A 24,003-nucleotide genomic window follows, 5' to 3' on the forward strand; every position below is an offset into this window, starting at 1 on the left:
CGAGCTCCAGGCCTGCTCGAAGGTACTCGTGCCTTGACCAGAACAGAGGTGGAGTGCCAGGGGCACTCCACCTCTCCAGCTATCCCGGCCTGTCAGGCCGTCGAGAGTGTTCCCACACGTTGGACGGCGGGTTCCAGTGGCGCCATCAGCGCGAACACTTCATCCGCCCCCACAGCCACGGGTGACGCCACCCGCCCGAACGCACTGATTCGCACCGCGGAAGGGGTGCCCGGAACACCAAACCGGTTCATGGCGGACGATATTTCATCCAGCACGACAGTCGACCGCAACTCCAGGGCCACATTCTCCTGCAACGAGCCCGCGGAGATCAGCACCAGCCTGGGCGCGTCCGCCCGCCGCCGCACCTCCCACGCCTTCAACGCCTCGAGCATGTTCCGGCAGTACCCGCACCGGGGATCGAAGAACAGCAGGAACGTTTCCTGGCCCAGCAGGTGGACCTCACTGAAGTCCCGGCCCTGCAGATCCTTCAACCGCAGTTGAGGAACGGCCGCGCCCACCGCGAGCGGCACCGGCATCTGGCGGCTGGCCTCCTGGGGCGCTGCGGACATCACGCTCGCGAAGGCCGACTCCACCAATCGCGCGATGTCGACTGCCCCGGCCGCCGCGGGAGCAGCCACGGTTCCGTCAGGGTGGACCAGGACGGCCGAGGGTGTGGCCTGAACCCGGTACCGCTCCGACACCTCGCGTTCCGCCTGTCGAAGCACCGTGGCGAGGTGATGAGGCCCGACCTTCTTCTGGTTGGCCTCGACGGACCCGCGGGAGATCAACGCGAACGAGACTCCCCCCTGTTGTTCCCACGCAGCTACCTGAGGCAGCAACGCTGTGCAAGGGGCGCAATCCGGGTCGACGAAGATCAGGACGAGGGGACGCTGAGGCGCGAGCAGGGTACCCAGCGTGAGCGTCTCCCCTACCAAGCTGGGAAGGTTGAACTCCGGCGCCCTCGCCCCCACGGGCAATCCTGCCGCCTGCAGTGCAGGCGCAGGCTTGGGAGGAACGGGGGCCCGAGGGGCCTCCAGAGCATCCAGGCGCACCAGGAGACGCCCCTGCTGCCGCATCAGGGCGAACAGCGCGCGCCCCGTCAGCACCTGCCCCACGAGCAGCACCGCCACCGCGACGAGCAGCCACACCACGGCCGGGGTAAAGGCAGCCCGGAATGAGGGCGAGAATGTCACGACCGCTTGGGGCACTGGCCAGACCAGGGCGGCAGCCAACCCGAACAGGGCGAGATTGCGGGCCAGGGTCCAGCCACTGATTCGACCCGGGTGCAGCTGCCCGAAGCAATTACAGGTCGGGCGCCTCCCGCGGATCAACTGGTACCCGACGGCCAGGAGGAACGTGAGCAGCAGGACGCCAGCTGCCACCGCACTCCAATGCCGCGTCGCGGGGAAGAGGAGGGTCACGGCGATCACCCCTTCGGCCACGGGGAGAAGCGCGGCGAAGAGAGGTGCCAGGGGTGCGGGCATGCCAAAGTCCAGCATGGCCTGACGGGCACCTCCCCTATCCAGAAACTTGGCAGTGGCAGCGACGGCGAAGACGATGAACAGGACGAGCAGTGCGATCAAGGACAGGACATTCATGGAGTTCTAGCCTCGTGAGCCTCAGGCGCAGATGCCAGCGGTACACACGCCGCTCAAGCAGTCCGAGCTGATATTGCATTGCTTGCCGGACACGCATTTTTGGCACGTCGGCCCGCCACAGTCGACGTCCGTTTCGAGCCCGTTCCTGACCCCATCGTTGCAGGTGGCGCCCATGCAGATTCCAGCGCTACAAATGCCGCTCACGCAGTCCGAGCTGACATTGCACTGCCTGCCAGCCGCGCACTTCGGGCAATTCGGTCCGCCACAGTCGACGTCCGTCTCCGACCCATTCTTCACCCCGTCCGTGCAGGTCGGCGACGTGCAAACCCCAGAGACACAGGTCGCGCCAGCAGGGCAAGTGACCCCGCAACTCCCGCAATTCCTGACATCGGACATCAGGTTCGTTTCGCAGCCGTCAGCCCCATTGTTGTTGCAGTTGGCGAAGCCTGGCTGGCAGACGCAGCTCCCATTCGCGCACGTGCCGTTGATGCATACGTTCCCGCAAGCGCCGCAATTGTTCGGGTCGCTGCTGGTGTTGATGCACTGACCGTTGCACAGGCTCTGACCGGACGGGCACCCACACGAGCCATTCGTACACGTGCCGTTCGCACACACGTTTCCGCAGGCGCCACAGTTCTTCGGGTCGTTGCTGGTGTTGATGCACTGCCCGTTGCAATACGTGCTCCCTGTCGGGCAGATGGCGTAACACTTCCCGCTGTAGCAGGACTGCCCGGGCGGGCACGCCACTCCGCATGCCCCACAGTTCTTCGGGTCGTACTGGATGTCCGTGTACGTTCCCGCGCAACACGTGGCGTTGGCCGCGGTCTTACACACCGCGGGTTTGGCCAGGGGTTGCAAGGCCGGACTACCTCCACCCATTGCCGTTGACGATGCCGCCTGAGCGGCGGCAGGAACGTTCTCCTGAGCGCAGGAGTTCAGGCCGAACACCCCCAGCATGCTCCCGCCCAACCATCGGCCGATCGTCCCTACTGCTTCACGTCGAGAGCGAGCTGCTCCAAGGGAGCGAGTGAACGTCTCGAACGAGTCCGACCGTTGCTGCATTGCATCCTCCCGACCAGGCTTGACCCGTCGGCCAACCCCTACAGCGCTGCAGAAGCAGGGGGCCTTGCTCACAAGGCGGCGGCCCCAACTTTCTACAAGGTTTTCGAGTCAGTCCCTGACTTGACTCAGGAAAGTTCTGGCTCGTCTGGGCGTCGGTGAGGAGCAGGAGGTCCCTGACCCCGGGCATCGAAGGCGAGGAGAAGGGCTGCCGGGACGCGGGTACGGGTGCTTCGATGCATAGTCCCCCCACAGGGTGGTCTCGCCATTGGCTCCACGTAACCCGGGCGACCGAGTGTGGGATACGTTTCATTGCCTCCTGTGTGACCAGCCTAAGTGTTACATGAACAGAGATCGTAACTTGGCCACATTTTCTTCTTCATGGAAAAGCCTCGCTGCTTCCCAAGAAGCCACGCTGCAGGGTGGGAGTCGGAGTTGATCGATCTCGCCTCGTAGACAGCTTCTCTCCATCGAAAGGATCGCCGCTTGTCATCCGCCCACCCTGGTCTGGCGACGTAGCCTTCAACCGTGACCCTCGCCATTCCCTGCTGGAGAGACGACGTGTGACCGGCCCTGCCGCCCTCTCCATTCGCGTCTCCAGCCACCTCCAGTACCGGGATGGCCGTTACGGCCTCGCCGAATAAAGGGGCGAGTTCAGCAGGTGTATCAGTAGCTCTCTCCCTCGCAGGTCCCCACATGCTGCTGCCTCATTTGAGCGCACACTGCGTCCCCGGCTGTGCTTGGATAAGCGGGTTCATGCCCAGAGTCATCATCCAACCCGCCGCAGGTGCCGACGCCCGTGCCCACTACGAGGACACGATTCGCCAACCCGTGCCCATTCCCCGAATCCGCACGCAACTCGCCGCAGTCGGCCTCCCCCTGCCCGATGTCCTGGCCTCCCTCACTGCCGTCCCCGTCTGGGGCGTCACCCCCGGCAGCCGTGGCCAGAACGCCCGATGCTGGGAACAGGTGCAACCCGGTGACGTCGCCCTCTTCTACGGCCAGAAACGCTTCTTCGCGTCCTCTGTCGTCATCGGCAAAATACACGCCGCCACGCTCGCCCGAGACCTCTGGGGCAACGACCCCAACGGCCAGACCTGGGAATACGTGTACTTCCTCGACGAGATCACCGACCGCAGCATCAGCGTCGACGCCTTTAACCAGATCATGCGCTACTCCGCGAACAACATCCCACAGGGCTTTCAGGTCGTCGCGGACGGGCGCGCGGAAGACCTGCTGGCCCTATTCAGCTTGGAAAGCAGCACCTCAATTCCCGCGGTCTCCCCCAGCGAATACAACACCCTCGTCGAACTGCCCGCAGGCGAACTGGACCGGCAGACGCTCGTCAACCAACGGCTCGAGCAGCGCTTCCTGCGCCGCCACCTCTTCCAGGGCCACAGCAGCCGCACCTGCTGCATCTGTGGCCGAAACCTCCCCGTTGAGCTCCTCGTCGCCGCCCACATCAAACGGCGGGCTGACTGCACGGCTGAAGAGAAACGGGACTACCAGAACCTGGTGGCGCCCATGTGCCAGCTCGGGTGCGACGACCTGTACGAACGCCAGTACATCACTGTGGACCACACCGGCACCATCCGCCGCAATCCGAACCTGCCCCTCACGTCTGACCTGCAGGATGTCGTCGCCCCCCTCGAAGGCCGGGCTTGCCCAGCCTGGACGCCCGGCACGCAGCAATACTTCGAGTGGCACGCCCGGAACCAGCGCCGCCGAGCGTCGTGAGTCAGGGCTTCACCGCCGGGTGCTTCACAGCATTCCGGCGCATTTTCCGCTCCACCGCCCCCTCCAGGTCAATTCCCAGCCGATCGGAGAGCTGCAGCAGGTAAATCATCACGTCCGCCACTTCCTCCTCAATCCCCGTGACGTCCGCCCCGGCCTGCCCGGGGCGACGGGACTGTTCCTCGGTCAGCCACTGAAAGTGCTCCATCAGTTCCGCGACCTCCACGGAGAGGGCCATCACCAGGTTCTTGGGGCTGTGGTACTCCTCCCAGTTCCGTTCCTGAGCGAAGAGGCGGAGTTGTTCCTGAAGGGCCGGAATGTCCATCGGCCCTGACTATCCCGCATACCGGTGCAGAAGGTAATGAGGCAAAGCGAATGAAGGCGCCCCGGGGTGGCCGTTGATGCTGCACGAAGGAGCGTCCTCTGCTCGGGCTGTCCTCAGGCCGCAAGCCAGGTGGGTTCAGCGCATCTGTCACCAGCACCTCTTGTACTTTTAGTTTTACTAAGTCATAGTAACACCATGAGGACGCTCCAAATAGAGCTGAGGGAGGACGACCGCACCCTGCTCACCACCGAACTCGAAACCCACCTCACTGCCCAGGAGTTGCTCCGCCTGCTCCCCACCCTCCTGGCCACGCCTGCCCCCGCGCCTCCTCCCAAAGTCAGCCCGAAGTACGCCGGGCTCGCCCAGCATCTCCGCACCACTCCCGAAGACCACCTCACCCTCAGCTTCCAGGCGATCGAGGACCTCCTGCAGGGACCACTGCCCGAGTCCGCCCGCCGCCACCGCGCCTGGTGGAGCAACAACACCCGCGGCCATTCCCAGGCGGCCGCCTGGCTGAACGAAGGCTGGCAGGTCATGACCGTTCAAGCCGACCACGTGACCTTCCAGCGGACCGGAGCAACTTCATGACCTCCATCTACGAGCGGATCACCCGGGCTGCCCTCGCACACCCTCATTTCGGTGTCAACGCGGCCGAGGCCTGGGAGCAGGCCTGCCAGGCCCTTCCCGGCGCACCCAGCACCCGACGCAAAGGCTGCCCCCGCTCAGCCTTCGTGAGCCTCGCCGAGCACGGGTACATCCGGGGCCACACACCTGGTCCGGTCCGACGTCCCCTGACGGAGAACGCGTCGTACTGCCTCGTGGGGGCCGCCCTGCTGGCCGAACAGCCGGAACTCGCCCGGAGTAAGGCCCGGCTTTGGGAAGCCATCCAGAAGCGCGGAGGCATCACCCGCCACAACCACAACGGCGTGCTGGATGTCCTCCTGGCCCTACACCAGCAGGGCGCATTAGTCATCCAATCACCTGCTCACCTGTTATGACGCTGCAGGCTCGCCAAGAGGTGATGTACTGAAACTGCATCCCATTCCCACCCCGTTGGGACGCCATCATCTCCATGTTGTTTGTGGGAAGAATCCTCGCGCTCGCCGGGCTGCCCCTGACTCCCACGGTCACTGCACGCGGCACTGTACTTGACGCCTCCGACGCGCAACTTGAACAAGACTGTACGGTCGCGCGGCCCGACGTCCTCGTGCTGACCCTCCCTGCTGGGGCGCGCCTACCTCTCGACCTTCACCAGGAGACGCCGTGAAACTGCCGCCGCTGCTCGCCTTCCTGACCTGTGCGGCCCTGGCCGCCCCTCAACCCCAACCGCCCGCCGCGCCCCAGGCTGGCAGGCCAGCGTCCGTGGACTACAACGACATCTCCATGATGATCAGCCTCACCGGCATCAGCAGCGTCCCCACCGTCGAGCGACTGGGCAAGCGCGCCGTGGCCCTCCTGACCGGTCCTCCCCACCCCCGGATGTTGATCCCCCTGACTTCACTCCGGGAGCTGGGGTGCGAGACGAGGTACCTGTCCTCCACCCAGGTCAGGGTGTCCTGCCCTTTCCCTGCTCTGGGGCCGTTGTACACGGATGTCGCCGTGGTGTACCCATGACCCGCCGAGCCGCCGTCTACCTCCGCGTGTCCTCTGCCGCCCAGGCCGACGACGACAAGTTCGGTCTCGACGTGCAGGCCAGCGCCGTCCACCACTACGCCGAGCGCCACGGCCTGACCCTGACCGACACCTACACCGACACCATCGCGGGTACCCGGCACCGCCGCGAGAACCTGGACCTGCTGCTCGACCGCGCCCCGGCCTACGACGCCGTGATCATCTCCAGCGTGGACCGCCTGGGCCGCCGTAACCGGATCAACTACGCCGTGCTCGACGAGCTGCTCGATACGGGCCTGGAGGTCCACTCCACCGACATGGGGATCGTGGACCCCGAGGACGAGGGGTCCATGCTCCAATTCGGAGTGAGGAGTTTGTTCGCCGAATCCGACCATCGGCGGCTCGTTTCCAAGCTCCACAAGGCCCGGGTTGCCAAGGTGGCTGGGAACCCGCTGAAGGGGCGGCAGGGGCAGCCCATCTGGCCGCTGAACGGGTACGGCTGGCGGCGGGGCGTTCAGGACCCGCTGGAGAGTCGCTGGGTCCGCTACATGTACGACCGCCTTCAGTACGTCGGGACGACAGTGCTTGCCCGGGAACTGGACGAGCTGGGCGTCCGCACGCGGGGCGGGAAGGAGTGGGTGCCCGAGAACATCCGCCGCATCATCAGCAACCCCGTCTACAAGGGGGTCTACGAATTCGGGCGCCTGAGCCACGGGCAGGGCACTGTGAAGGCGCGTTGTGAGGTGCCCGCGCTGGTCTCCCCGGAACTGTGGGAGAGCGTGAACCGCCGGATGGCCGAGCGGACCGCCCGCTCCGGCAGCACCACGGCTGAGCGGCAGGCCCTCTTCCCCCTCGCCGGGCACCTGCGCTGCGGGGAATGCGGGCGGCGGATGCGCCCGCTGACCCTCACCAGCCGCCCCGGGGGGTATTACGCCTGCTCCTGGCGCACCACGACGAAGATCAGCCGCACGGGTGAGCCCTGCACCCACAGCCGCCACTACCGCTCCGCTGACCTGAACAGCCTGGTCCTGTCCACGCTGGATGGCCTCCAGGTATCCGATGAGGCCCTGGCGGCCATGGTGCAGACCCCGCCTCCGGCTGCTCCCGACCACACGGCGGCGCTGGCTGATCTGGCCCGGCGTGAGGACCGACTGGAGGCGGCGTACCTCGCGGGGGCCTACACCCCGCAGGAGTACGCGGAGCGGCGGGGGGACGTGCGGCGGCAACGGGAAGCCTTGCTGGCGACTCCTCTGCCCCTCCCTGTCCCAACTGTGGATGTCTCGGCCCTGCGGGCGCGGCTGCTCAGCCTGCGCGGCCTGCCGCTGCACGAGCAGGCCGACCGGCTGGGCCTGACCGTGGTGATCTCGCCGTCGGGCGAGGTCGAGTTGAAGCTGGACCCCCCTGTTGCTTAACTGGAACTCTTGTTAGAAAAAGAACGCCTCTATGCGCCAGAGATACTTCCCCTGGCTTGGGAACGCTGCCGCCGCCAATCAATCCCGCGTCACTGACGGTGTGATGAGGTGCTCTCTACGGCGCCTGCCCGATTAGACTGCCGCGCGCCGCGAGCAGCCCGGCGGCGGAGTGAATCCTTGTGACCTCCAGCGCCTCCGAACGGGTCAGGGGCGCCAGCAGGCCGGGCGCGCGGCGGGCCAGCATCGTCTTGCCGCTCCCCGGCGAGCCGATGAGAAGGAGATTGTGCCCACCGGCCACCGCGATTTCGAGCGCCCGCTTGGCCGACGCCTGCCCCTTGAGGTCGACGAGGTCGAGGAGGGCCGTGTCGTCGGACACGGGCTCGGGGGGCGGAGTTTCCCCCAGAGGAGACTGCCCGGTGAGGTGCCGCACCGCGTCGAGGAGGGTCGGCGCCCCATGCACAGTCACGCCGTCGATCAGGGCCGCCTCGGCCGCGTTGGCGGCGGGGAGCAGGGCGGGGCGCCCCTCCTGTCCGGCGAGGAGGGCGAGGTTGACCGCCCCGGCGATGGGCCGCAGGGTGCCGTCCAGAGCGAGTTCCCCCGCGCTGACCACCTCCGCCAGGGCATCGGCGGGCAGCATCTCCTGCGCGGCGAGCAGGCCCAGCGCGATGGGAAGGTCGTACAGCGGCCCCTCCTTGCGCAGGTCGGCGGGCGCCAGATTGACCGTGATGCGGGCGGCGGGGAACGGCAGCCCCGCGTTTCGCACGGCGGCCCGGACCCGCTCGCGCGCCTCGCTGACCGCCTGGTCAGGAAGGCCGACCACCGTAAAACCGGGCAAGCCCGGAGAGACATCGACCTCGACCTCGACGGGGACGGCGTCCACGCCGATCAGGGCCACGCTGCGGGCGCGGGCGAGCATCAGCGCACCACCGCCGGGGTGCCTGCCAGGCCGACCGTGCCCGGCCCCGCGTGGACGAGCAGGACGGCCCCGACCTCGCGGGTGGCGCGAACGGGGATATTCCGCAGCGCGAGTTCTCCGGCGAGGAAGCGGGCGTCGTCAGGGTTCCCGGCATGCAGGACGGTCGCTTCCAGATCGGCGGGAAAGGCGCGGACGATCTCGCGCAGCGCCGCGTGGAAGCCGCGCACGCGGGCCAGGGCCTCCACCCGGCCCCCCTGCACCCCGATCACGGGGCGAATATTCAGAACCCGCGCGGCCGTCCCCGCCACCCGCGAGAGCCGCCCGCCTGCGACGAGCCAGCGCAGGTCCTGGGGCACGATCCGCAGGAAGACCCGTTCACCGTACCCCGTGAGCGCCGCCCCCACCTCCTCCAGGCCGCGGCCCGCGTCCAGCCAGGCGCGGGCCTGACGCACCGCCGCCCCCAGGCCCACGCTGACCGCCCGGGTGTCCACCACGCGCACCCGGTCCGCGAAGTTCCCCGCCGCCTTCACCGCCGAGGCGAACGTTCCGCTGAGGTTCGAGGCAACCGGCAGGCACAGGACCCGGTCCGCCCCCGACAGGGCGAGTTCGTAGTGGCGGGCGAAGTCGTCAGGCGTGCCCTGGCTGGTGCGCGGGGCCGAACCCGCCAGCATCCGGGCGCGCAGGGCCTCGCCCGTCATCACCTCCAGGCCGAGACGGACCAGGGTGCCAGGGTCGCTGTACACCGCGCCGTCCACCTCCAGCGTGAGCGGGACGATGAGGGCACCCAGCGCCTCCGCCTCCCCCGCCGAGAGGTCGGCCGTACTGTCGGTGAGAAGCGCCACACGTTCCTGAGTCACCGGGCCAATCTAGCAGCCCCCCCGCGTCCGCCGGGACGCAAAAGCGCACGCCCGGGACTGGAAAACGCCGCCTCCTGATCCGGGGGCGGCGTGGGGACGAGCGGTCAGGAACGCGGGGTCTCGTCCGCAGCAGGCGTGACGGCCTGCGGAGACACCGGGGTGGCATTGGCCGGGGTAACGGGCGGGACGACGGCCTGCGCGACGACCGTCTGGACGGGGGCGGGGCCGGGCGTCTCGCGGAAGCTGCCCTCCAGCTCCTCCTTGAGGCCCTGGGTGCCCTTGCGGAACTCGCGGATGCCCGAGCCGAGGCTCTTGCCGAGTTCGGGGAGCTTCTTGGGGCCAAAGACGAGCAGCGCGATCAGCAGGATAACGAGCAGTTCACCGGGTCCGATGTTGGGCATGATTGTTCCTCCGTGACGTGGACGGAGCTGGGAGGCGGCGTCCTGCCTGAAGTCTACGCCCGGAAATGATGAGGGAAGGTCAGGGGAAGATGGATTCCATGGTCGATGGAGGAACGATCTTTCCGCACTTTCCGGCGGGCCGGATACGATCAGAACAGGATGAACACGTCCGTGCTGGTACTCCGTTACGACCGGGATCGGCCCGGCCGATATGCCGCGGAGTCGCACCGAATCCGCGCGGCGCTGGGTCATGACCTGGCGGCCATCGAGCATATCGGCAGCACGTCCATTCCCGGACTGGTGGCCAAGCCGACCATTGATCTCCTCGTCGGCGTGGGCACCCTTCCCCTTCCGCCGCGGGTGTTCTGGGCCTTCTGGGAACTGGGCTACGTGCATATGCCGGGCCTGGGAACGTCAGAGCGGCTGTTCTTCGGAAGGGGGCGGGGAACGCCTGAGCCGTACAACGTTCATGTCGTCGTCCCCGGAAGTGCGGTGTGGAAGGACAATCTGGCGTTCCGGGACTTCCTGAGAACTCACCCGCAGGTTGCGTCGGAATACGCGGAGATCAAGCGCTGGGCGGCCCAGGACCCGCCGCACTACGGCGAGCGCAAGAGCCCGTTCATTGAGGCGACGTTGGAGCAGGCCAGGGCCTGGGCGGGTCGGTCTGACGCCTGACGCACCGGGCCACCATCAGGAGGGCATGTGCAGGTCGAGGCGCGGCAGGCCCCCCTCCCGGTAGGCCCTAAGAGTCCCGTTCATAAAGGCCACGTAGAGGGTTCCAGCGGCGGCGAGCGGCGTGGCCTGCACCCCCTCGCGCTCGCGGTGCAACCAGCGCACGGCCCCCGTCCGCACATCGAGCGCGGCGAGTTCGCCCGCTTCGGATGCCAGGAAGACGAGCCCGGCGCTCACGACGGGGCTGGCGGTCACCCGGCCCTCCAAGGTGTGGGTCCACACGTCCTCCCCGTCCGCGAGGCGCAGGGCGCGCACCGTGCCGCCCCACCCCGCGGTGATCGCCAGTCCAGCCGAGCTGGCGGGGGCGGCCCAGATCTCGTCCTCCAGGTCGTAGGTCCAGAGGATGGGGTCGGGGGAATGGAGCCCCGCCCGGCCCGAGGCCGCGGTGAGCGCCAGGGCGTGGACCTCGCCGGGCCAGGTCGGCACGATCAGGGTGGCCTCGCCGGGGCCGGTCGGCATCAGGGCGGGCGTGGCGTGGACGGTGCCGACCTCCACCTTCCACAGGGGACTGCCGCTCCGGGCGTCCAGTGCGTGCAGCCAGCCGTTCTCGTCGCACAGCAGGGCCGCGCCCGCCCACACGACGGGCGAGGCGGCGACCGGCCCGCCCGCGCGGTAGGCCCAGGCGAGTTCGCCTGTCCCCGCATCGAGCGCGTGCAGGTGCCCGTCGCGGCTGGCCGCGAGGACCCGCCCGCCCCAGAGGGTCGGCGCCCCGGTGAACTCGGCGCGGGCCTGGTGCTGCCAGCCCTCCTGGCCGCCCGCCAGGCGGACCCGGCGCAGGGTGCCGTCCCAGGCACCGTACAGGATGTCGCCGCCCAGGAAAGTGGCGGGGGCCGTCACCTCGTCGCGGGCGGCGTGGGTCGCGTAGGGCCGCCCGGAGGCGTGCATCAGCACCAGTTGGCCCCCCCGCGTGCCCACCGCCAGCAGGTCCCCCTCGCCCACGACGGCGGCGGGCCAGGTCACCTCGCCGGGCAGCGGCACGCTCCAGGCCTCCGCCAGCCCCTCGGGCTGGGCCGGGCCGTCGGGATGTTCGCCCGTGCGTGCCCGGCCTCCCCGGTACTGCCCGCGGGCGTGCCCCACCCACACGTCGCGCCGGGCCAGCGCCCACAGGTGTGCGGCGGCCTCGCCACTTTCCGGGCGGTCCTCCGGCCGCTTGGCGAGCAGGGCGAGGAGCACCCGCGCCACCGCGTCGGGCACGGCGGGGTTGAGGTCGCGGGGGTCGGGCGGCGGCTCGTAGACGTGCTGGAAGAGCACGCTCTGGTCGCTGTCCCCCACGAAGGGCGGCGAGCCGCAGGCGACCCGGTACAGCACGGCCCCCAGCGCGTAGAGGTCGCTGCGCGGCCCCACCCCCACCCCGCGCGCCTGCTCGGGCGCCATGTAGGCGGGCGTGCCCAGCGTCACTCCGCTGCGCGTGAGGTGCCGCGAGTGCTCGGACAGGGCCACCAGCCCGAAGTCCATGATGCGCGGCATCCGGGCGTCGTCGAGGAGGACGTTCCCAGGCGTCAGGTCGCGGTGGACGATCCCCTGCGCGTGCACGTACCCCAGCGCGCGCGAGGCGAAGGCCGCCGCCGTCAGGAAGGAGGCGAGCGGGCCGGGCGCGTCCTCCAGCGGGCCGAGGGTGGTGACCGGGCCGCCCGTCAGCAGCGGCATGGTGAAAAAGGCGCGGGGGGCCCCCTCCTCGCCGGTCTCGCCCAGGTCGAGGACGGGCACCACGCCGGGATGTGTCAGGCGGGCGAGCGTCCGCACCTCGCGCAGGAAGCGGGCACGGTCCCCCTCGGGCAGGTGGGGATGCAGGACCTTGACGGCCACCTCGCGGTCGAGGCGGGTGTCGAGGGCGCGGTAGACCTTGGCGCTGCCGCCCTCACCCAGCAGGGCGCGCAACTCGTAGCGGTCCCCAAGTGTCGCGCCGATCTCCATTGGGGGGAGTCTAGCGCCGGAGGGCGAGGGCATGCGGGGGAGGGCGGGACGCTCCGGCGACGGGTCGAACCTGATCCTCGTGATGACCGGGCGGTGGGCACTTCTTCGGGCACGACCTGGCTTCAGCCTTCCCCATTGCCGCGGGAAGTGCCGGACGCCGTACTCTACTCCCATGCCTTCCCCCCGACCCCTCGACGCCGTGGTCGTGGGCGCGGGCCCGAACGGTCTGGCCGCGGCCGTGACCCTTGCGCGGGCGGGGCTCCACGTCCGGGTGCTGGAACGCCGCGAACAGATCGGCGGGGGGTTGAGCAGTGCCGAACTCACGCTGCCGGGCTTCGTCCATGACGTGGGGAGCGCGATTCATCCGCTGGGGTTTGCGTCGCCCGCCTTCCGGGAGTGGCCGCTGCACGCCTTCGGGCTGACGTGGGTGCAGCCGGATGCCCCCTTCGCCCACGTGCTGCCGGACGGGACGGGCGTGGTGGTGGAGCGTGACCTGGACGTCACAGCGCGGAACTTCGGTGTGGATGGGGCGGCGTGGCGTGCCCTCTTCGGTCCCCTCGTGGCCCAGTGGCGCGGCCTGCTGGACGACGTGCTGCGGCCCCTGCCCCGCCTGCCCCGGCACCCACTGACGCTCGCCCGTTTCGGGCTTCGGGGCGTTCCCCCGGCGAGCCTGAGCGCACGGCTGTTGCGAACACGGGCGGCCCGGGCGGCCTGGGCGGGGCTGGCAGCCCACGCGAACCTGCCCCTCTCCACACCCGGCACCGGGGCGGCGGCGCTCGTGCTGGGCAGCCTCGCCCACACGGTGGGCTGGCCCTTTCCCCGGGATGGGGCGCAGGCCCTCGCGGACGCACTGGCCGCCTACCTGCGCTTCCTCGGTGGGGAGATCGAGACGGGGGTGGAGGTGCGCTCGCCGGGCGACCTCCCCCCCGCCCGCGCCGTCCTCGTGGACTCCAGTCCGGGGGTGTTGCTGGACCTGCTGGGAGACCGGGTGACGCCGGGTTACCGCGCCTGGCTGCGCCGCTACCGCTACGGCCCCGGCCTGCTGAAACTCGACTACGCGCTGAGTGGGCCCGTTCCCTGGCGTGACTCCTTCCTGTGCCGGGCGGGAACGGTTCATTTGGGCGGCACGTTGGAGGACATCGCCCGGGCGGAGGCGGAGGTGGCGCGGGAAGTGACCCCAGAGCGGCCCTACGTGCTGGCGGCGCAGCAGACGCTGTTCGATCCCTCCCGGGCGCCGAAAGGACAACACACCTTCTGGGCCTACGCCCACGTCCCGCCGGGCACACCGGACAGCTACGCGGGGACCATCGAGGCGCAGATCGAGCGGGCGGCGCCGGGTTTCCGTGACCTCGTCCTCGCGCGGCGCATCACGAACGCGCGGCAGCTTCAGGCCCTCAGCCCCGTGTTTCAGGGCGGGGACGTGAACGGCGGGCGGGGCGACCTGTGGGGCCTGCTCGCCCGGCCCGTCCCCTCCCCCACCCCGTACCGCACGCCCGTGCCCGGCTTGTACCTGTGCAGCAGTGCGACACCGCCGGGTGGCGGCATTCACGGGATGTGCGGCTATTGGGCGGCGCGGGCGGCACTCCAAGACGTGTTCGGGCTGGAGTGAGCTAATCCCCCACGAAGACCTGACGCTCGTAGACGCCGGGGGCCTGGGCGACGGGCAAGGCCCCCTCGGCCCATTCGCGCAGCCGCCCCAGCACCAGGGCGACGGACGGACCCTCGCCGTACATGCGGACGGCCTCGTCGGTCAGCAGGATTTCCACGCCGCCCCCTTCCCGCGTGAGCCGGAAGACCCGTCCGTCCGGTTCGGTCAGGACGGTGACCTGAGTGCCGTCGGGAAAGCCCTCGCGTTCGATCTGGGCCTGAAGGTCCACCGGATCAGTCATGGGCCGCCCCGACCACCTCACGCAGCCCACCCGGCGTGAGGGGCTCGGTGAGCAGGCGGGCGAACCCTTCGGCGCCGTTCCGGGCCACCCACCCCTTCACGAGGTCGCCGCCCACGCTGTACGTGAAGATGTAGGCCCGGAAATTGGGCTGCGAGATGAACCGCAAAGACTGCCGAGCCCGTTCCTCGTTCGACACGCCGTAGCGGGCCAGAAACTCCAGCACCTCCGCCTCCGGCCTGCCCTCCGCGTGGAGCATCAGCGCCGCCGTGCCGCTTACCCCCTTCAGGCCCTCGCGGGCGCGGCTCGCGGCCAGGTAGGCCCGCACGTCCTGCGGGTCGAGGCCCGCCACCCCGGCGAGTTCCCCCGTCAGCCACGCCTCCACCTCCCCCCGGTCCATGACGGCCCGCAGGGCATTCACGGCGATCCCCTCGCTCACCACGCACTCGGGCGCCGCGAGCAGTTGGACGCTGTGTTCGAGCCAGCCGCGCTCCCGCACCAGCCGCGCCTCCTTCGTGGCGTGTTCGGTGTGGTGGCCGGGGTAGCCCTCGTGTGCGAGCAGGTCGGGCAGGTTCGGCAGCAGGACGGGGAGGTCCGTGTTGATGTCGATGCGGCTTTGCAGGTTGCCCAGCGGCCAGTTGTACCCCGACCACGGTTTGTCGTTGACCAGGCCGATGGAGAAGTTCTCGCCGTCCGGCAGGCCGAAGCGTTCGCGGGTCCGCCCACGCAGTGCCGCCAGAATCGGCTCCGCGACGCGCAGAATGTCCTCCCGGGGCACCACGACCCGCGCCCGCAGCGCCTCCTCGCGCTCCACCAGGGAACCCGTGCCGGGAAGGGCGGCGTCGAGGGCGGACAGGGCCGCTTCCAGTTCCGCGGTGGGTGCCCGCACCGGGTCGATGTCGTACAGGCCGCGCACCTCGTCGGCGTAGGGCAGCACCTCGCCCGAGAGCAGGCGGGTCATGGTGTGCAGTGCCCGCGTCTGGACAGTCAGGAAGGTGCGGCGCGCGGTGTCCTCCACACCCGCCACCTCCTCCAGCAGCGTCTCCGCCTGCGCGCGCAGCTCATGGGGCTCGCGCCGCGTCCGGTCGGCCCATTCGGGCGGCCCGCCGTACCCGTCGACGAAGCCCTCCCACTGGGCGTCGATGGCGTGGGCCAGGCGGATGTAGCGTTCGGCGATGTCCATAGGGGGAGAATAGCCTCCCACTCGGCGAAGGCGGCCACAGCCGTCAGCGCACCACGATGTTCTTCCCCCCGCCCTATTGGGCCTGAATTCCGAAAAAGAGCGGCGGCGCCCCGCTATCCTGCCCCCCGTGACCCTGTTCGACCCGCCTGCCCCCCTGGCCGAACGCCTGCGCCCGCGCACTGTGGCGGAGGTCGTGGGACAGACGCACCTGCTGGGGCCGGGAAGGCCGCTGACCCGGCTGCTGGAGTCCGACCGCCTGGGCTCGCTGATCTTCTGGGGGCCGCCGGGCGTGGGCAAGACGACGCTGGCGCGGCTCATCGCGGGCGAGGTCGGCGCGCACTTCATCCCCCTCTCGGCGGTCACGGCGGGCGTGAAGGACGTGCGCGAGGCGGTGACGGAGGCCGAGCGGCTGCGGGGGCGCGGGCAGCGCACGATCCTCTTCCTGGACGAGATTCACCGCTTCAACAAGGCGCAGCAGGACGCCCTCCTACCCCACGTCGAATCCGGCCTGCTGACATTGATCGGCGCGACGACCGAGAACCCCAGTTTCGAGGTGAACCCGGCGCTCCGTTCAAGGGCGCGGACGCTGGTGCTGGAGGTCCTGACGCAGGAAGACATCCGCGGTCTGCTCAATCGGGCGCTGACCGACCCGCGTGGGCTGCCCGGCGTGACAGCCCAGCCGGAGGCCCTGGACCTCCTCGCCCGGCTGGCCGACGGCGACGCGCGGCGGGCCCTGAGCACGCTGGAGGTGGCGGCGACCCTGGCGGACCCGGTCACCCCCGAGGCGGTGACGGAGGCGTTCGGGCGGCACCTCCCCGCGATGGACAAGAACGGGGAGGACTTCTACAACCTGATCTCCGCGCTGCACAAGAGCGTGCGTGGGTCACATGTGGACGCTTCGCTGTACTGGCTCGCCCGGATGATCGAGGGCGGGGCGGACACGGGGTACGTCGCCCGCCGGGTCGTCCGCATGGCCGCCGAGGACATTGGCCTGGCCGATCCCCAAGCGCTGCGGCTATGTATCGCCGCAAGGGACACAGTGGAGTTCCTGGGCAGCCCGGAAGGCGACCTCGCGCTCGCGCAGGCGGTCGTGTACCTCGCCCTGGCCCCCAAGAGCAACAGCGTCTATGTCGCCTGGAAAAAGGCGCTGGACGCCGTGCGGGAGGGGGAAATGCTGCCCGTGCCCCTCCACCTCCGCAACGCGCCCACCGCCCTGATGCGCTCGCAGGGGTACGGGAAGGGCTACGCCTATTATTTCGACGACCCCGAGGGTAGCTTCCAGCAGAACTACCTCCCTGGCGGCGTCCGGCTCGACCTCTACGAGCCGACCGGCGAGGGCTGGGAGGCGCGGGTGGCCGAGCGCTGGCGCAAATTGCGGGAGGCGCACGGGGAGGGAGAGGCCGCGGGCGGGGTCTGAGCACCAGGGGCGTGTGGCGAAATTGTCTGTACTCAAACGCCTGAACCCCAGGTCAACGAGCAGGCCGACTTATAAGCTGGGGGCACATGTCAGACGCAGCCTTGAACCCCAGACACCCCGCTGGCCAGCGGGGCGTTTTGTTCCTGCTTGGTCCTGCCGGGAGCGGTAAAGGTACGGTCGCCGCGGCGCTCCTGCGCGCTGGGCTTGTTCAACAACAGGTCTCGATGGGCGAACTCCTGCGTGACCTGGTGCATCAGGCCGATCAGGACGAGAACGTGCGCGACGTGTTGCGCGCTCGTCTGAACGTGCGGCAGCCGCATGCCGATCCGCTCAACGAGGTGCGCCTGGCGCTCTCGTCGGGTCGCCTGATTCCAGATGCCTGGACGGAGACCCTGATTGAGGAGTCGCTCTCCGAGCCTGAGCTGCGAACGGGGGCATGGGTGTTGGATGGATACCCCAGGCGCGTCGGGGCGGCCCGGCACCTGCTCTGGGCGCTGGGTGAGCGGGATATCCTCGTGCGCGGCGTGCTGCACCTTCGCCTGCCGGAGGCCGAGGTGCAGCGGCGTCTGCTCGCGCGTGGCCGTGCGGACGACACCCCGGACGCGGTGCGGCAACGTTACGCGGTGTACCAGCAGGAGGTCCTGCCGACCCTGGCGTACCTGCAGGCCCACCTGCCCGTCGGAACCATCCGGGAGGTGGACGCCTGGACCCCCGGCCTGGATGAGACCCGGGGACGCGCGGAGCTTGAGCGGCGGGCGCTGCACGCCCTCGGTTGAGGCCCACAGCTTCCCCTGGCGTTTGGCGGGTCGAGTGGCGTTCAGGCGCGCGCGAGGAATCCCACTCAGCACGCTCTTTAAGGAGCGGCAAATGCGGGCATCGTCGAGGACGAGATAACCCTCGCCCCTTGCGGGAGAGGGGACACGCAGGCGGGATAACCGATTCTTGACCAGCGCGGTACTCAGAGGCACTTGAGTTCAGCCGCACAAGCCCCAACCCATCAAAAGGCCCAGGCGCCTTCCATGGAGGATTGCGCCTGGGCCCGAATGTCTGGGCCTACTCAGTCCTTGCGGCTTCCGCTGCCCCCGCTCTGATGGCCGCTGCTGCCGCTGGAGCTGTCCTGACCGCCGTTGCGGCCTCCCTCGCTCTCGCTGCCGTTGCGGCGGCCGTCGCCGGGCTTCTCGTCGGCGCTGCCGTGGTTGCTGCCCGGGTTGTGGCTGTGGTCGCGGTCACCCTGGTTGTAGTTCCTCTTGTGCGTCATACCCGCATGGTGCGCCCCCACCGCAAGGGGGGCATGAGCGGAGGGTCAACCGGAGGTTCACCCCGGCACCCGTTCACCCTTCGCCACCCGCCCGGCGCAGTTCCCGTTCCCGCCACAGGGCCAGGACTCCGCCGGGGTAGGCCGTGGCCTCCAGCCCGTCCGCCTGGAGGTAGCGGGCGGCCAGACCCGAACGCGCCCCCCGCTCGCAGATCACGACGAGGGGGCCGAGGTCGGGGCGCAGACCGTGGGTGCCGTCCTCGATGGCTTCCAGCGTGACGGCGAGGACGGGTACCGGGAGCGGCTCGCGCAGGCGCAACTCCTCGGGGCGCAGGTCGATCAGGGTCACGCCGTCCGGGAAGGTCATGGGGTCAGTCTATGCCCGCACCATCGGGCCGGGCGAGCCCCTGTATGCTGGCCCCATGACGGCCCCCCCCCCGAGAGACGTGACGCCCACCGAGGGCCAGAGGATGGTGCAGGAGGGCGCCCTGCTCGTCGACGTGCGCGAGCCCAACGAGTACGCCGAGGTGCATGCTGAGGGAGCCCTGCTCGTGCCCCTCAGCGAGTTCGAGGCGCGCTACGCCGAACTGCCCCGGGACCGCGAGCTCGTGATGATCTGCCGCAGCGGCGCCCGCAGTGCCCGCGCCGGGCGGTACCTGCTGGAGAACGGTTACACGAACGTCGTGAACCTGGCGGGCGGCACCCTGGCCTGGGCCGAGGCGGGCCTGCCCACCGAAGGAGGCAACCCCTGATGGAAGACACGAAGATGGAAACGCAACCCGGAACGGCCCGCCTGCCCAGCGAGGCGCAGGTCCTCGAAGCCCTCAAGGTCGTCAAGGACCCGGAAATTCCGGTGAACGTCGTTGACCTCGGCCTGATCTACGGCGTGGACATCGCCCCGGACGGCCTGGTGGACATCACCATGACGCTGACGAGCGTGGGCTGCCCGGTGCAGGACCTGATCCGCGCCGACGCCGAGATGGCGGTGGGCCGCCTGGACGGGGTCAGCGAGGTCAACGTGGAGTTCGTGTGGACGCCGCCCTGGGGCCCGGACAAGATGACCGAGGACGGCAAGCGGCAGATGCGGATGTTCGGCTTCAACGTGTAAGAGAGGTCAGCAGAAGACCAGAAGGAGGACACCCCGGCACAAAGCCGGGGTGTCCCTTTCTGAATGCTGACGGCCGACCCCTCAGTCGTTCTAGTCGTTCTGGCTGCGCGCGATACCCAGCACGTTCAGGAGCTGCGCCAGGGCCATCGCGAAGCCCGCGACGTAGGTCAGGGCGGCGGCGGTCAGGACGTTGCGCGCCCCCTGGCTCTCGCGTCCGGCAACCAGGCCGCGGCCGTTCAGGTACGCGAGCGCGCGGCGGCTGGCGTCGAACTCGACGGGCAGGGTGATGAGGTGGAACAGCAGCGCGCCCGCGAAGAGGATCACTCCCAGCCACAGCAGGCCGCTCACTTGCAGGAACACACCCGCCAGCAGCAGCAGCGGCGCGAGGTTCATGCCCAGGCTCAGTGGCACGGCGAGCTGGCCGCGCAGCACCAGGGCGGGCATCCGCACCTTGTCCTGAATGGCGTGCCCGACCTCGTGGGCGGCGACCGCCAGGGCCGAGACGCTGGGGACGTGGTAGTTGGCTTCCGAAAGGTTCACAGTCTTGCGGATAGGGTCGTAGTGGTCGCTGAGGTTCCCCGGCACGGCATTCACGGGGACATGCGAGAGGCCATTCTCGTCGAGCATCAGGCGGGCAACCTGCGCGCCCGTCAGATTCCGGCTGTTGCGAACATTGCCCCACTGGTTGTAGGTGCGGCTCAGGTAGCCCTGAATCAGCAGCGAGGCGACGAAGATGATGAGGATCAGAAACGTATAGGGGCCGAAGATCATGGCTGGTCTTCCTCCTGTCCATATCTTAGCGTCCCCTACTCAAGTTTTATGAGGAAGACCTCCAGCCTCTTTCAGCCCTGCCGGATGCCCTTCACAGAGAAGGTGAGGGCCGTGCGTTCCTCGTCGGCCAGGTCCAACTTCACGAAGGCGGGTTGCACGGTGAGGTCCAGGCCGTCAGCCTCCAGGTAGCCCCGGGCGATGGCGAGCGCCTTGACCGCCTGGTTGACGGCGGCAGGGCCGATAGCGTGAACCTCGACCTGCCCCTGTGAGCGCAGCAGTCCGGCCACCGCTCCGGCCACCGCATTGGGCCGCGACTTTCCAGAGACTCGCAGGGTTTCGACCGGGGGTGGCATCGTCATAATCTTAATGCTCTTAATCTAGCCTCACAACTTCCTTAAATCAATGGCCGCCGGATGGGGGTATTCCTCCCCTTCTGCTTTTATAGTGGAATGACGGGCGCGAGGCGGCTGATACTTTCGGTGCTGGAGGGAGAGTTCGCGGTGGCGCAGATGGCTGCGGAGGCTTCCCTTCCCCTCTGGGCGGCGCGGGGAGTCCTGTGGGCGGTGGTGGGCGCCCCGGGTGAGGTGAGCGTGGTCACGGGTGCGGCCAACGTTCCAGCCGACGTGCGGGCCGAAGGGGGGTGGACGGCTCTGCGGCTGCACGGTCCCATTCCCTTCGAGCTGACGGGCATTCTGGCGGCGATACTGGACCCCCTGCGAGACGCGGGAGTGGGCATCTTCGCCCTCAGTACCTTCGACACCGACTACGTACTGGTGAAGGCGGACCGCCTGACGGATGCGTTGGCCGCCCTGCGCCAGGCCGGGCACGAGATCACGGATGCCTGACCACGGCCGCTCACTGCTCCCCCGGCCGCTAACACTGCGCTGACAGCCCGCTGAATGCGGGGTGACGAGCCATTCATAGTCTTGGGATCATGACGAACACACAGGCGAAGGTCGAGCCCAGCCTCTGGCACCGGCTGCTGGACCGGCAACTGACGCGCCGGGGCGCCCTGGGCACGGTGGCCGGGACTGCCGCCGCGCTCACGCTGCCGATCAAATTCAGCGAGGCGCAGGCGGCGGCGAACAACGGCGGCCCGGTCGCGGTGGACCCGAAGACGCTGGGGCCGCGCACCCTGCCGCCCTTCCGGGCCATCGAGCCGACGAACGCGGACACGATGACCCTGCCCTCCGGCTACCGCTGGCAGGTCCTCGCCCCCTGGGGTGAGTCCTTCACGGCCGACGGGCGCGAGATCGGCTTCAACCACGACTTCGTGGGCTTTTTCCCGGTGGACCTGCTGGAGGGGGGGCGCAGCTCCACCGACGCCCTGCTGACGATCAACCACGAGTACGTGAACGCCCTGTTCGTGGGCGGCAACACGAAGGAGCGCACCCGCGAGCAGATCGCCGCCGAGATGGGGGCTGTGGGCGTGAGCGTGGTGCGCGTGCGCCGGGAGGGCGGGCAGTGGAAGGTCGTGCCCGACGCCCGCAACCGCCGCATCGATGCCCTGACCGAAATCGAACTGACGGGTCCGGCCCGGGGCAGCGCCGCCGTGAAGGGCGCGACCATGGTGAAGGGCACGGTGGGCAACTGCTCGGGCGGGCAGACACCCTGGGGCACGCTGCTGACCTGCGAGGAGAACGTGGACGGGTACACCAAAGCCTGGGCGGGCAGCGGCTACGAGGCCCTGCACAGGGCTGGGTGACCGAGATCAACCCCTTCGACCCCACCTGGACGCCGAAAAAGCGCACAGCGATGGGCCGCTTCCGCCACGAGAACGTGGCCCTGACCGTGGCGAAGGATGGCCGGGTGGTGGGCTACATGGGCGACGACCTGCAGGATTCCTATGTGTACAAGTTCGTCAGCCGGGGCCGGTACACTTCCGCCGACCGAAACGCCAACCGCGACCTGCTCACCGAGGGCGACTCTGTACGTGGCCAACTTCGGCAACGGGACCTGGCTCCTGCTGGATTACGACCGGAACAAGAAATTGCAGGAGGCGAAGGACGCCGACGGCAAGGCGCTCTTCGCGGGCCAGGCGGACGTGCTCGCCGACGCCCGCGCGGCGGCCCTGGCGGTCGGCGGGACCCCGGTGGACCGCCCCGAGGACATCGAGATTCACCCCCGCACGGGCGAGGTGTACGTCTCGCTGACGAACAATTCCAAGCACGGCAATTACTTTGGGCAGATCATCAAGTTCCGCGAGGATGGGGACGACTGGGCGGCCGATCAGTTCCTGTGGGAGGTCTTCGCGGTGGGCGGTCCCCAGAGCGGCTTCGCCAGCCCCGACAACCTGATCTTCGACCCCTACGGCAACCTGTGGATGGTCACCGACAACAGCGACCTGGGCAGCAACCCCATCAAGGGCTTCCACGGGAACAACGCGATGTTCTTCTTCCCCACCGAGGGGCCGAATGCTGGGCGGGCCTACCGCTTCGCCGTGGGGCCGAGGGAAGTGGAGCTGACCGGCCCGGTGTGGTCCCCCAACGGCCGGACGCTGTTCCTGTCGGTACAGCACCCCGGCGAGGACAGCGAGAGCCTGGACAACCTCACCAGCTCGTTCGCCGCGAAGCCTGGAACCAGGATTCCCCGGCCCACCCTGGTCGCCATCGAGGGCTTTCCCGGCTGGAGGAGCGCGTGATCTCCCCCGGCAAGGCCCCCTGGATCGTGGGCCGCCCCATCCTACTGGAACACGCGGCAGCCGACTTCCTGAATGAAGTGACCCGGCAGACCCCCTGGCGCCGCGCCCGCTTCGAGGCGCTGCTGGAAAGCCTGGACGAGTTCCTGGGCGCCCCCGCCCCCCTGCTGGCGTACACCCAGCTGACGGGCGAGGCCTGGCTCCACTCGCTGCCCGCCGCGGACCTTCTCACTGAATTTCGGGCCTACCTGCGCGACTGGGGCTGGCTTGAAGCGGCACGACCCGTAAATCAGCCGGACTGACTTCGGCTCCTCATGTCCAAACCCCTGCCCAGGTTGCGGGCAGGAGCTTTCTTCGCCGGGGGACGCCCCTACACCGTCAGAATCTCGTGGCCCTTCGGCGTCACGACGACCGTGTGCTCGAACTGCGCGCTGGGCTTCTTGTCGGCGGTGATGACGGTCCAGCCGTCGGGAAGCAGCCGCGTCTCGGGCCTGCCCAGGTTGATCATGGGCTCGACCGTGAAGACCATGCCAGGCTGGAGCTTCAGGCCGGTGTACCTCACCCCGTGGTGGTACACGGTGGGTTCCTCGTGCAGCCGCTTGCCGATGCCGTGGCCGGTGTACTCCTGAACGACGGAGTAGCCGCGCCCCTCGGCGAGGGTCTGAATGGCGTACCCGATGTCACCCAGCCGCCCCCCGGGCTGGACAGTGTCCAGACCCGCCATCAGGGATTCCCGGGTCGTGTCCACTAGCCCCTGAACGTCAGGGCTGACCTTCCCGACGATGTACGTGTAGCAGGCGTCGCCGTAGTACCCGTCCAGCAGCACGCCGATGTCCACACCGATGATGTCGCCCTCCTTCAGCTCCCGGGGGCCGGGGATGCCGTGGCAGATCACCTCGTTCACGGAGGCGCAGATCGTCGCGGGAAAGGGGTTGTTCTTCGGGCCGTAGCCCAGGTAGGCGGGGACCGCGCCCGCCTTGCGAATATGCTCCTCGGCGATGCGGTCGAGTTCGGCGAGCGTCACGCCGGGCTTGACGTGGGGTTCGAGGACGCGAAAGGTCTCGGCCACGAGCGCCCCCGCGCGGCGCATGGCTTCGATCTCGCGGGCGGATTTCAGGGCAACACGGGTCATAACGTACAAGGCTAGCATGCCCCCTTGGACCCCCTCCTGCCCCGTGTCACCGTC

29 protein-coding genes and 2 pseudogenes are annotated in these 24,003 nt (G+C 69.0%); 18 read left to right on the forward strand and 13 right to left on the reverse strand.

The window, feature by feature from the left end:
* Positions 1-92: 92 nt before the first annotated feature.
* Positions 93-1,598: a MauE/DoxX family redox-associated membrane protein gene (locus F784_RS0100445; RefSeq protein WP_019584707.1), complete on the reverse strand. Its 1,506-nt coding sequence runs from the start codon at positions 1,596-1,598 to the stop codon at positions 93-95.
* A gap of 172 nt (positions 1,599-1,770) precedes the next feature.
* Here F784_RS0100445 and F784_RS26950 point away from each other — a divergent pair, with 172 nt between their 5' ends.
* Both F784_RS26950 and F784_RS22050 read left to right on the forward strand, forming a co-directional pair.
* Complete coding sequence (locus F784_RS26950) at positions 1,771-2,145, forward strand: hypothetical protein (RefSeq protein ID WP_245557729.1); 375 nt, start codon at positions 1,771-1,773, stop codon at positions 2,143-2,145.
* A 1,268-nt stretch (positions 2,146-3,413) separates the two neighbouring features.
* Positions 3,414-4,394, forward strand: a complete 981-nt coding sequence (locus F784_RS22050) for an HNH endonuclease (protein ID WP_019584710.1) — start codon at positions 3,414-3,416, stop codon at positions 4,392-4,394.
* A 1-nt stretch (position 4,395) separates the two neighbouring features.
* Here the strand turns inward: F784_RS22050 and F784_RS0100465 are convergent, their stop codons facing one another.
* Entirely contained in the window at positions 4,396-4,716 is a 321-nt protein-coding gene (locus tag F784_RS0100465) for a nucleotide pyrophosphohydrolase (protein ID WP_019584711.1), read from the reverse strand.
* Between the two features lie 195 nt (positions 4,717-4,911).
* Here F784_RS0100465 and F784_RS24335 point away from each other — a divergent pair, with 195 nt between their 5' ends.
* From F784_RS24335 to F784_RS0100485, 5 genes are all read left to right on the forward strand, one after another.
* The gene (locus F784_RS24335) at positions 4,912-5,304 is read left to right on the forward strand and encodes a DUF7662 domain-containing protein (protein WP_019584712.1); all 393 of its coding nucleotides are present in this window, start codon (positions 4,912-4,914) and stop codon (positions 5,302-5,304) included.
* Positions 5,301-5,714 carry a DUF6979 family protein gene (locus F784_RS0100475; RefSeq protein ID WP_019584713.1) on the forward strand — a complete coding sequence of 138 codons (414 nt, stop codon included), beginning with the start codon at positions 5,301-5,303 and terminating at the stop codon, positions 5,712-5,714. Before F784_RS24335 ends, F784_RS0100475 begins: the two co-directional genes overlap by 4 nt.
* Before the next feature lie 83 nt (positions 5,715-5,797).
* Positions 5,798-5,983, forward strand: coding sequence for a hypothetical protein (locus F784_RS25810; protein ID WP_211211869.1), 186 nt, complete (start codon positions 5,798-5,800; stop codon positions 5,981-5,983).
* Positions 5,980-6,330: a hypothetical protein gene (locus F784_RS0100480; RefSeq protein ID WP_019584714.1), complete on the forward strand. Its 351-nt coding sequence runs from the start codon at positions 5,980-5,982 to the stop codon at positions 6,328-6,330. The genes F784_RS25810 and F784_RS0100480 overlap by 4 nt, the downstream gene beginning before the upstream one ends.
* On the forward strand, positions 6,327-7,739 hold the full coding sequence (locus F784_RS0100485; protein WP_019584715.1) for a recombinase family protein: 1,413 nt from the start codon (positions 6,327-6,329) through the stop codon (positions 7,737-7,739). Before F784_RS0100480 ends, F784_RS0100485 begins: the two co-directional genes overlap by 4 nt.
* Here F784_RS0100485 and F784_RS22060 read toward each other — a convergent pair.
* The 3 genes and pseudogenes from F784_RS22060 to F784_RS27440 all read right to left on the reverse strand — a co-directional run bounded on the left by F784_RS22060 (position 7,630) and on the right by F784_RS27440 (position 9,913).
* Positions 7,630-8,655: pseudogene (locus tag F784_RS22060) on the reverse strand (YifB family Mg chelatase-like AAA ATPase). The gene F784_RS0100485 and the pseudogene F784_RS22060 overlap by 110 nt on opposite strands.
* Complete coding sequence (locus F784_RS0100495; RefSeq protein WP_245557730.1) at positions 8,655-9,512, reverse strand: DegV family protein; 858 nt, start codon at positions 9,510-9,512, stop codon at positions 8,655-8,657. The pseudogene F784_RS22060 and the gene F784_RS0100495 overlap by 1 nt, the downstream one beginning before the upstream one ends.
* Before the next feature lie 104 nt (positions 9,513-9,616).
* A complete protein-coding gene (locus F784_RS27440) occupies positions 9,617-9,913 on the reverse strand; it encodes a Sec-independent protein translocase subunit TatA/TatB (RefSeq protein ID WP_019584718.1) in 297 nt (98 codons plus the stop codon).
* A 159-nt stretch (positions 9,914-10,072) separates the two neighbouring features.
* Here F784_RS27440 and F784_RS0100505 point away from each other — a divergent pair, with 159 nt between their 5' ends.
* Positions 10,073-10,588, forward strand: coding sequence for a GrpB family protein (locus tag F784_RS0100505; RefSeq protein ID WP_026332152.1), 516 nt, complete (start codon positions 10,073-10,075; stop codon positions 10,586-10,588).
* Between the two features lie 15 nt (positions 10,589-10,603).
* On the opposite strand, the gene F784_RS0100510 is transcribed toward F784_RS0100505, so the two are convergent.
* A complete protein-coding gene (locus F784_RS0100510; RefSeq protein ID WP_019584720.1) occupies positions 10,604-12,559 on the reverse strand; it encodes a serine/threonine-protein kinase in 1,956 nt (651 codons plus the stop codon).
* A 172-nt stretch (positions 12,560-12,731) separates the two neighbouring features.
* Here F784_RS0100510 and F784_RS0100515 point away from each other — a divergent pair, with 172 nt between their 5' ends.
* Positions 12,732-14,168: a phytoene desaturase family protein gene (locus tag F784_RS0100515; RefSeq protein WP_019584721.1), complete on the forward strand. Its 1,437-nt coding sequence runs from the start codon at positions 12,732-12,734 to the stop codon at positions 14,166-14,168.
* Between the two features lies 1 nt (position 14,169).
* On the opposite strand, the gene F784_RS0100520 is transcribed toward F784_RS0100515, so the two are convergent.
* Together F784_RS0100520 and F784_RS0100525 are read right to left on the reverse strand one after the other, a co-directional pair.
* Positions 14,170-14,448, reverse strand: coding sequence for a hypothetical protein (locus F784_RS0100520; RefSeq protein WP_019584722.1), 279 nt, complete (start codon positions 14,446-14,448; stop codon positions 14,170-14,172).
* The gene (locus F784_RS0100525; protein WP_019584723.1) at positions 14,441-15,628 is read right to left on the reverse strand and encodes a hypothetical protein; all 1,188 of its coding nucleotides are present in this window, start codon (positions 15,626-15,628) and stop codon (positions 14,441-14,443) included. The genes F784_RS0100520 and F784_RS0100525 overlap by 8 nt, the downstream gene beginning before the upstream one ends.
* A gap of 127 nt (positions 15,629-15,755) precedes the next feature.
* Here F784_RS0100525 and F784_RS0100530 point away from each other — a divergent pair, with 127 nt between their 5' ends.
* A complete protein-coding gene (locus F784_RS0100530) occupies positions 15,756-17,045 on the forward strand; it encodes a replication-associated recombination protein A (RefSeq protein WP_019584724.1) in 1,290 nt (429 codons plus the stop codon).
* Positions 17,046-17,131: 86 nt separating this feature from the next.
* The gene (locus tag F784_RS0100535; protein WP_083939113.1) at positions 17,132-17,821 is read left to right on the forward strand and encodes a nucleoside monophosphate kinase; all 690 of its coding nucleotides are present in this window, start codon (positions 17,132-17,134) and stop codon (positions 17,819-17,821) included.
* Positions 17,822-18,102: 281 nt separating this feature from the next.
* Here the strand turns inward: F784_RS0100535 and F784_RS0100540 are convergent, their stop codons facing one another.
* Positions 18,103-18,303, reverse strand: a complete 201-nt coding sequence (locus F784_RS0100540) for a hypothetical protein (RefSeq protein ID WP_019584726.1) — start codon at positions 18,301-18,303, stop codon at positions 18,103-18,105.
* 73 nt (positions 18,304-18,376) lie between these two features.
* Positions 18,377-18,667 carry a rhodanese-like domain-containing protein gene (locus tag F784_RS0100545; RefSeq protein ID WP_019584727.1) on the reverse strand — a complete coding sequence of 97 codons (291 nt, stop codon included), beginning with the start codon at positions 18,665-18,667 and terminating at the stop codon, positions 18,377-18,379.
* A 55-nt stretch (positions 18,668-18,722) separates the two neighbouring features.
* Here F784_RS0100545 and F784_RS0100550 point away from each other — a divergent pair, with 55 nt between their 5' ends.
* The gene (locus F784_RS0100550) at positions 18,723-19,052 is read left to right on the forward strand and encodes a rhodanese-like domain-containing protein (protein ID WP_040382263.1); all 330 of its coding nucleotides are present in this window, start codon (positions 18,723-18,725) and stop codon (positions 19,050-19,052) included.
* Positions 19,052-19,408 carry a metal-sulfur cluster assembly factor gene (locus F784_RS0100555; RefSeq protein WP_019584729.1) on the forward strand — a complete coding sequence of 119 codons (357 nt, stop codon included), beginning with the start codon at positions 19,052-19,054 and terminating at the stop codon, positions 19,406-19,408. The genes F784_RS0100550 and F784_RS0100555 overlap by 1 nt, the downstream gene beginning before the upstream one ends.
* A gap of 90 nt (positions 19,409-19,498) precedes the next feature.
* Here the strand turns inward: F784_RS0100555 and F784_RS0100560 are convergent, their stop codons facing one another.
* Positions 19,499-20,179: a zinc metallopeptidase gene (locus tag F784_RS0100560; protein ID WP_019584730.1), complete on the reverse strand. Its 681-nt coding sequence runs from the start codon at positions 20,177-20,179 to the stop codon at positions 19,499-19,501.
* 71 nt (positions 20,180-20,250) lie between these two features.
* Positions 20,251-20,538, reverse strand: a complete 288-nt coding sequence (locus F784_RS0100565) for a stage V sporulation protein S (protein ID WP_019584731.1) — start codon at positions 20,536-20,538, stop codon at positions 20,251-20,253.
* 90 nt (positions 20,539-20,628) lie between these two features.
* Here F784_RS0100565 and F784_RS0100570 point away from each other — a divergent pair, with 90 nt between their 5' ends.
* From F784_RS0100570 to F784_RS0100580, 5 genes and pseudogenes are all read left to right on the forward strand, one after another.
* Positions 20,629-21,024, forward strand: a complete 396-nt coding sequence (locus F784_RS0100570) for an ACT domain-containing protein (protein ID WP_019584732.1) — start codon at positions 20,629-20,631, stop codon at positions 21,022-21,024.
* A gap of 89 nt (positions 21,025-21,113) precedes the next feature.
* Positions 21,114-21,884 carry a PhoX family protein gene (locus F784_RS27445; RefSeq protein ID WP_019584733.1) on the forward strand — a complete coding sequence of 257 codons (771 nt, stop codon included), beginning with the start codon at positions 21,114-21,116 and terminating at the stop codon, positions 21,882-21,884.
* A pseudogene (locus F784_RS27450) lies at positions 21,881-22,042 on the forward strand (alkaline phosphatase PhoX); the annotation flags it as partial. The gene F784_RS27445 and the pseudogene F784_RS27450, both read left to right, overlap by 4 nt.
* A gap of 70 nt (positions 22,043-22,112) precedes the next feature.
* Positions 22,113-22,820 carry a PhoX family protein gene (locus F784_RS27455; protein WP_019584734.1) on the forward strand — a complete coding sequence of 236 codons (708 nt, stop codon included), beginning with the start codon at positions 22,113-22,115 and terminating at the stop codon, positions 22,818-22,820.
* Complete coding sequence (locus F784_RS0100580; protein ID WP_019584735.1) at positions 22,817-23,119, forward strand: hypothetical protein; 303 nt, start codon at positions 22,817-22,819, stop codon at positions 23,117-23,119. Before F784_RS27455 ends, F784_RS0100580 begins: the two co-directional genes overlap by 4 nt.
* A 68-nt stretch (positions 23,120-23,187) precedes the next feature.
* Here F784_RS0100580 and map read toward each other — a convergent pair whose 3' ends face one another.
* Entirely contained in the window at positions 23,188-23,949 is a 762-nt protein-coding gene (map, locus tag F784_RS0100585; RefSeq protein ID WP_019584736.1) for a type I methionyl aminopeptidase, read from the reverse strand.
* Positions 23,950-24,003: the final 54 nt, after the last annotated feature.

This window comes from Deinococcus apachensis DSM 19763 (assembly GCF_000381345.1).
GTDB lineage: Bacteria > Deinococcota > Deinococci > Deinococcales > Deinococcaceae > Deinococcus > Deinococcus apachensis.

Excerpts from the sequence above, each read along its gene's own strand:
- F784_RS0100445 (WP_019584707.1), bottom strand. The coding sequence starts at position 1,598 with ATGAATGTCCTGTCCTTGATCGCACTGCTCGTCCTGTTCATCGTCTTC.
- F784_RS26950 (WP_245557729.1), top strand. The coding sequence starts at position 1,771 with ATGCAGATTCCAGCGCTACAAATGCCGCTCACGCAGTCCGAGCTGACA.
- F784_RS22050 (WP_019584710.1), top strand. The coding sequence starts at position 3,414 with ATGCCCAGAGTCATCATCCAACCCGCCGCAGGTGCCGACGCCCGTGCC.
- F784_RS0100465 (WP_019584711.1), bottom strand. The coding sequence starts at position 4,716 with ATGGACATTCCGGCCCTTCAGGAACAACTCCGCCTCTTCGCTCAGGAA.
- F784_RS24335 (WP_019584712.1), top strand. The coding sequence starts at position 4,912 with ATGAGGACGCTCCAAATAGAGCTGAGGGAGGACGACCGCACCCTGCTC.
- F784_RS0100475 (WP_019584713.1), top strand. The coding sequence starts at position 5,301 with ATGACCTCCATCTACGAGCGGATCACCCGGGCTGCCCTCGCACACCCT.
- F784_RS0100485 (WP_019584715.1), top strand. The coding sequence starts at position 6,327 with ATGACCCGCCGAGCCGCCGTCTACCTCCGCGTGTCCTCTGCCGCCCAG.
- F784_RS27440 (WP_019584718.1), bottom strand. The coding sequence starts at position 9,913 with ATGCCCAACATCGGACCCGGTGAACTGCTCGTTATCCTGCTGATCGCG.
- F784_RS0100505 (WP_026332152.1), top strand. The coding sequence starts at position 10,073 with ATGAACACGTCCGTGCTGGTACTCCGTTACGACCGGGATCGGCCCGGC.
- F784_RS0100510 (WP_019584720.1), bottom strand. The coding sequence starts at position 12,559 with ATGGAGATCGGCGCGACACTTGGGGACCGCTACGAGTTGCGCGCCCTG.
- F784_RS0100515 (WP_019584721.1), top strand. The coding sequence starts at position 12,732 with ATGCCTTCCCCCCGACCCCTCGACGCCGTGGTCGTGGGCGCGGGCCCG.
- F784_RS0100520 (WP_019584722.1), bottom strand. The coding sequence starts at position 14,448 with ATGACTGATCCGGTGGACCTTCAGGCCCAGATCGAACGCGAGGGCTTT.
- F784_RS0100525 (WP_019584723.1), bottom strand. The coding sequence starts at position 15,628 with ATGGACATCGCCGAACGCTACATCCGCCTGGCCCACGCCATCGACGCC.
- F784_RS0100535 (WP_083939113.1), top strand. The coding sequence starts at position 17,132 with ATGTCAGACGCAGCCTTGAACCCCAGACACCCCGCTGGCCAGCGGGGC.
- F784_RS0100540 (WP_019584726.1), bottom strand. The coding sequence starts at position 18,303 with ATGACGCACAAGAGGAACTACAACCAGGGTGACCGCGACCACAGCCAC.
- F784_RS0100545 (WP_019584727.1), bottom strand. The coding sequence starts at position 18,667 with ATGACCTTCCCGGACGGCGTGACCCTGATCGACCTGCGCCCCGAGGAG.
- F784_RS0100550 (WP_040382263.1), top strand. The coding sequence starts at position 18,723 with ATGACGGCCCCCCCCCCGAGAGACGTGACGCCCACCGAGGGCCAGAGG.
- F784_RS0100555 (WP_019584729.1), top strand. The coding sequence starts at position 19,052 with ATGGAAGACACGAAGATGGAAACGCAACCCGGAACGGCCCGCCTGCCC.
- F784_RS0100560 (WP_019584730.1), bottom strand. The coding sequence starts at position 20,179 with ATGATCTTCGGCCCCTATACGTTTCTGATCCTCATCATCTTCGTCGCC.
- F784_RS0100565 (WP_019584731.1), bottom strand. The coding sequence starts at position 20,538 with ATGACGATGCCACCCCCGGTCGAAACCCTGCGAGTCTCTGGAAAGTCG.
- F784_RS0100570 (WP_019584732.1), top strand. The coding sequence starts at position 20,629 with ATGACGGGCGCGAGGCGGCTGATACTTTCGGTGCTGGAGGGAGAGTTC.
- F784_RS27445 (WP_019584733.1), top strand. The coding sequence starts at position 21,114 with ATGACGAACACACAGGCGAAGGTCGAGCCCAGCCTCTGGCACCGGCTG.
- map (WP_019584736.1), bottom strand. The coding sequence starts at position 23,949 with ATGACCCGTGTTGCCCTGAAATCCGCCCGCGAGATCGAAGCCATGCGC.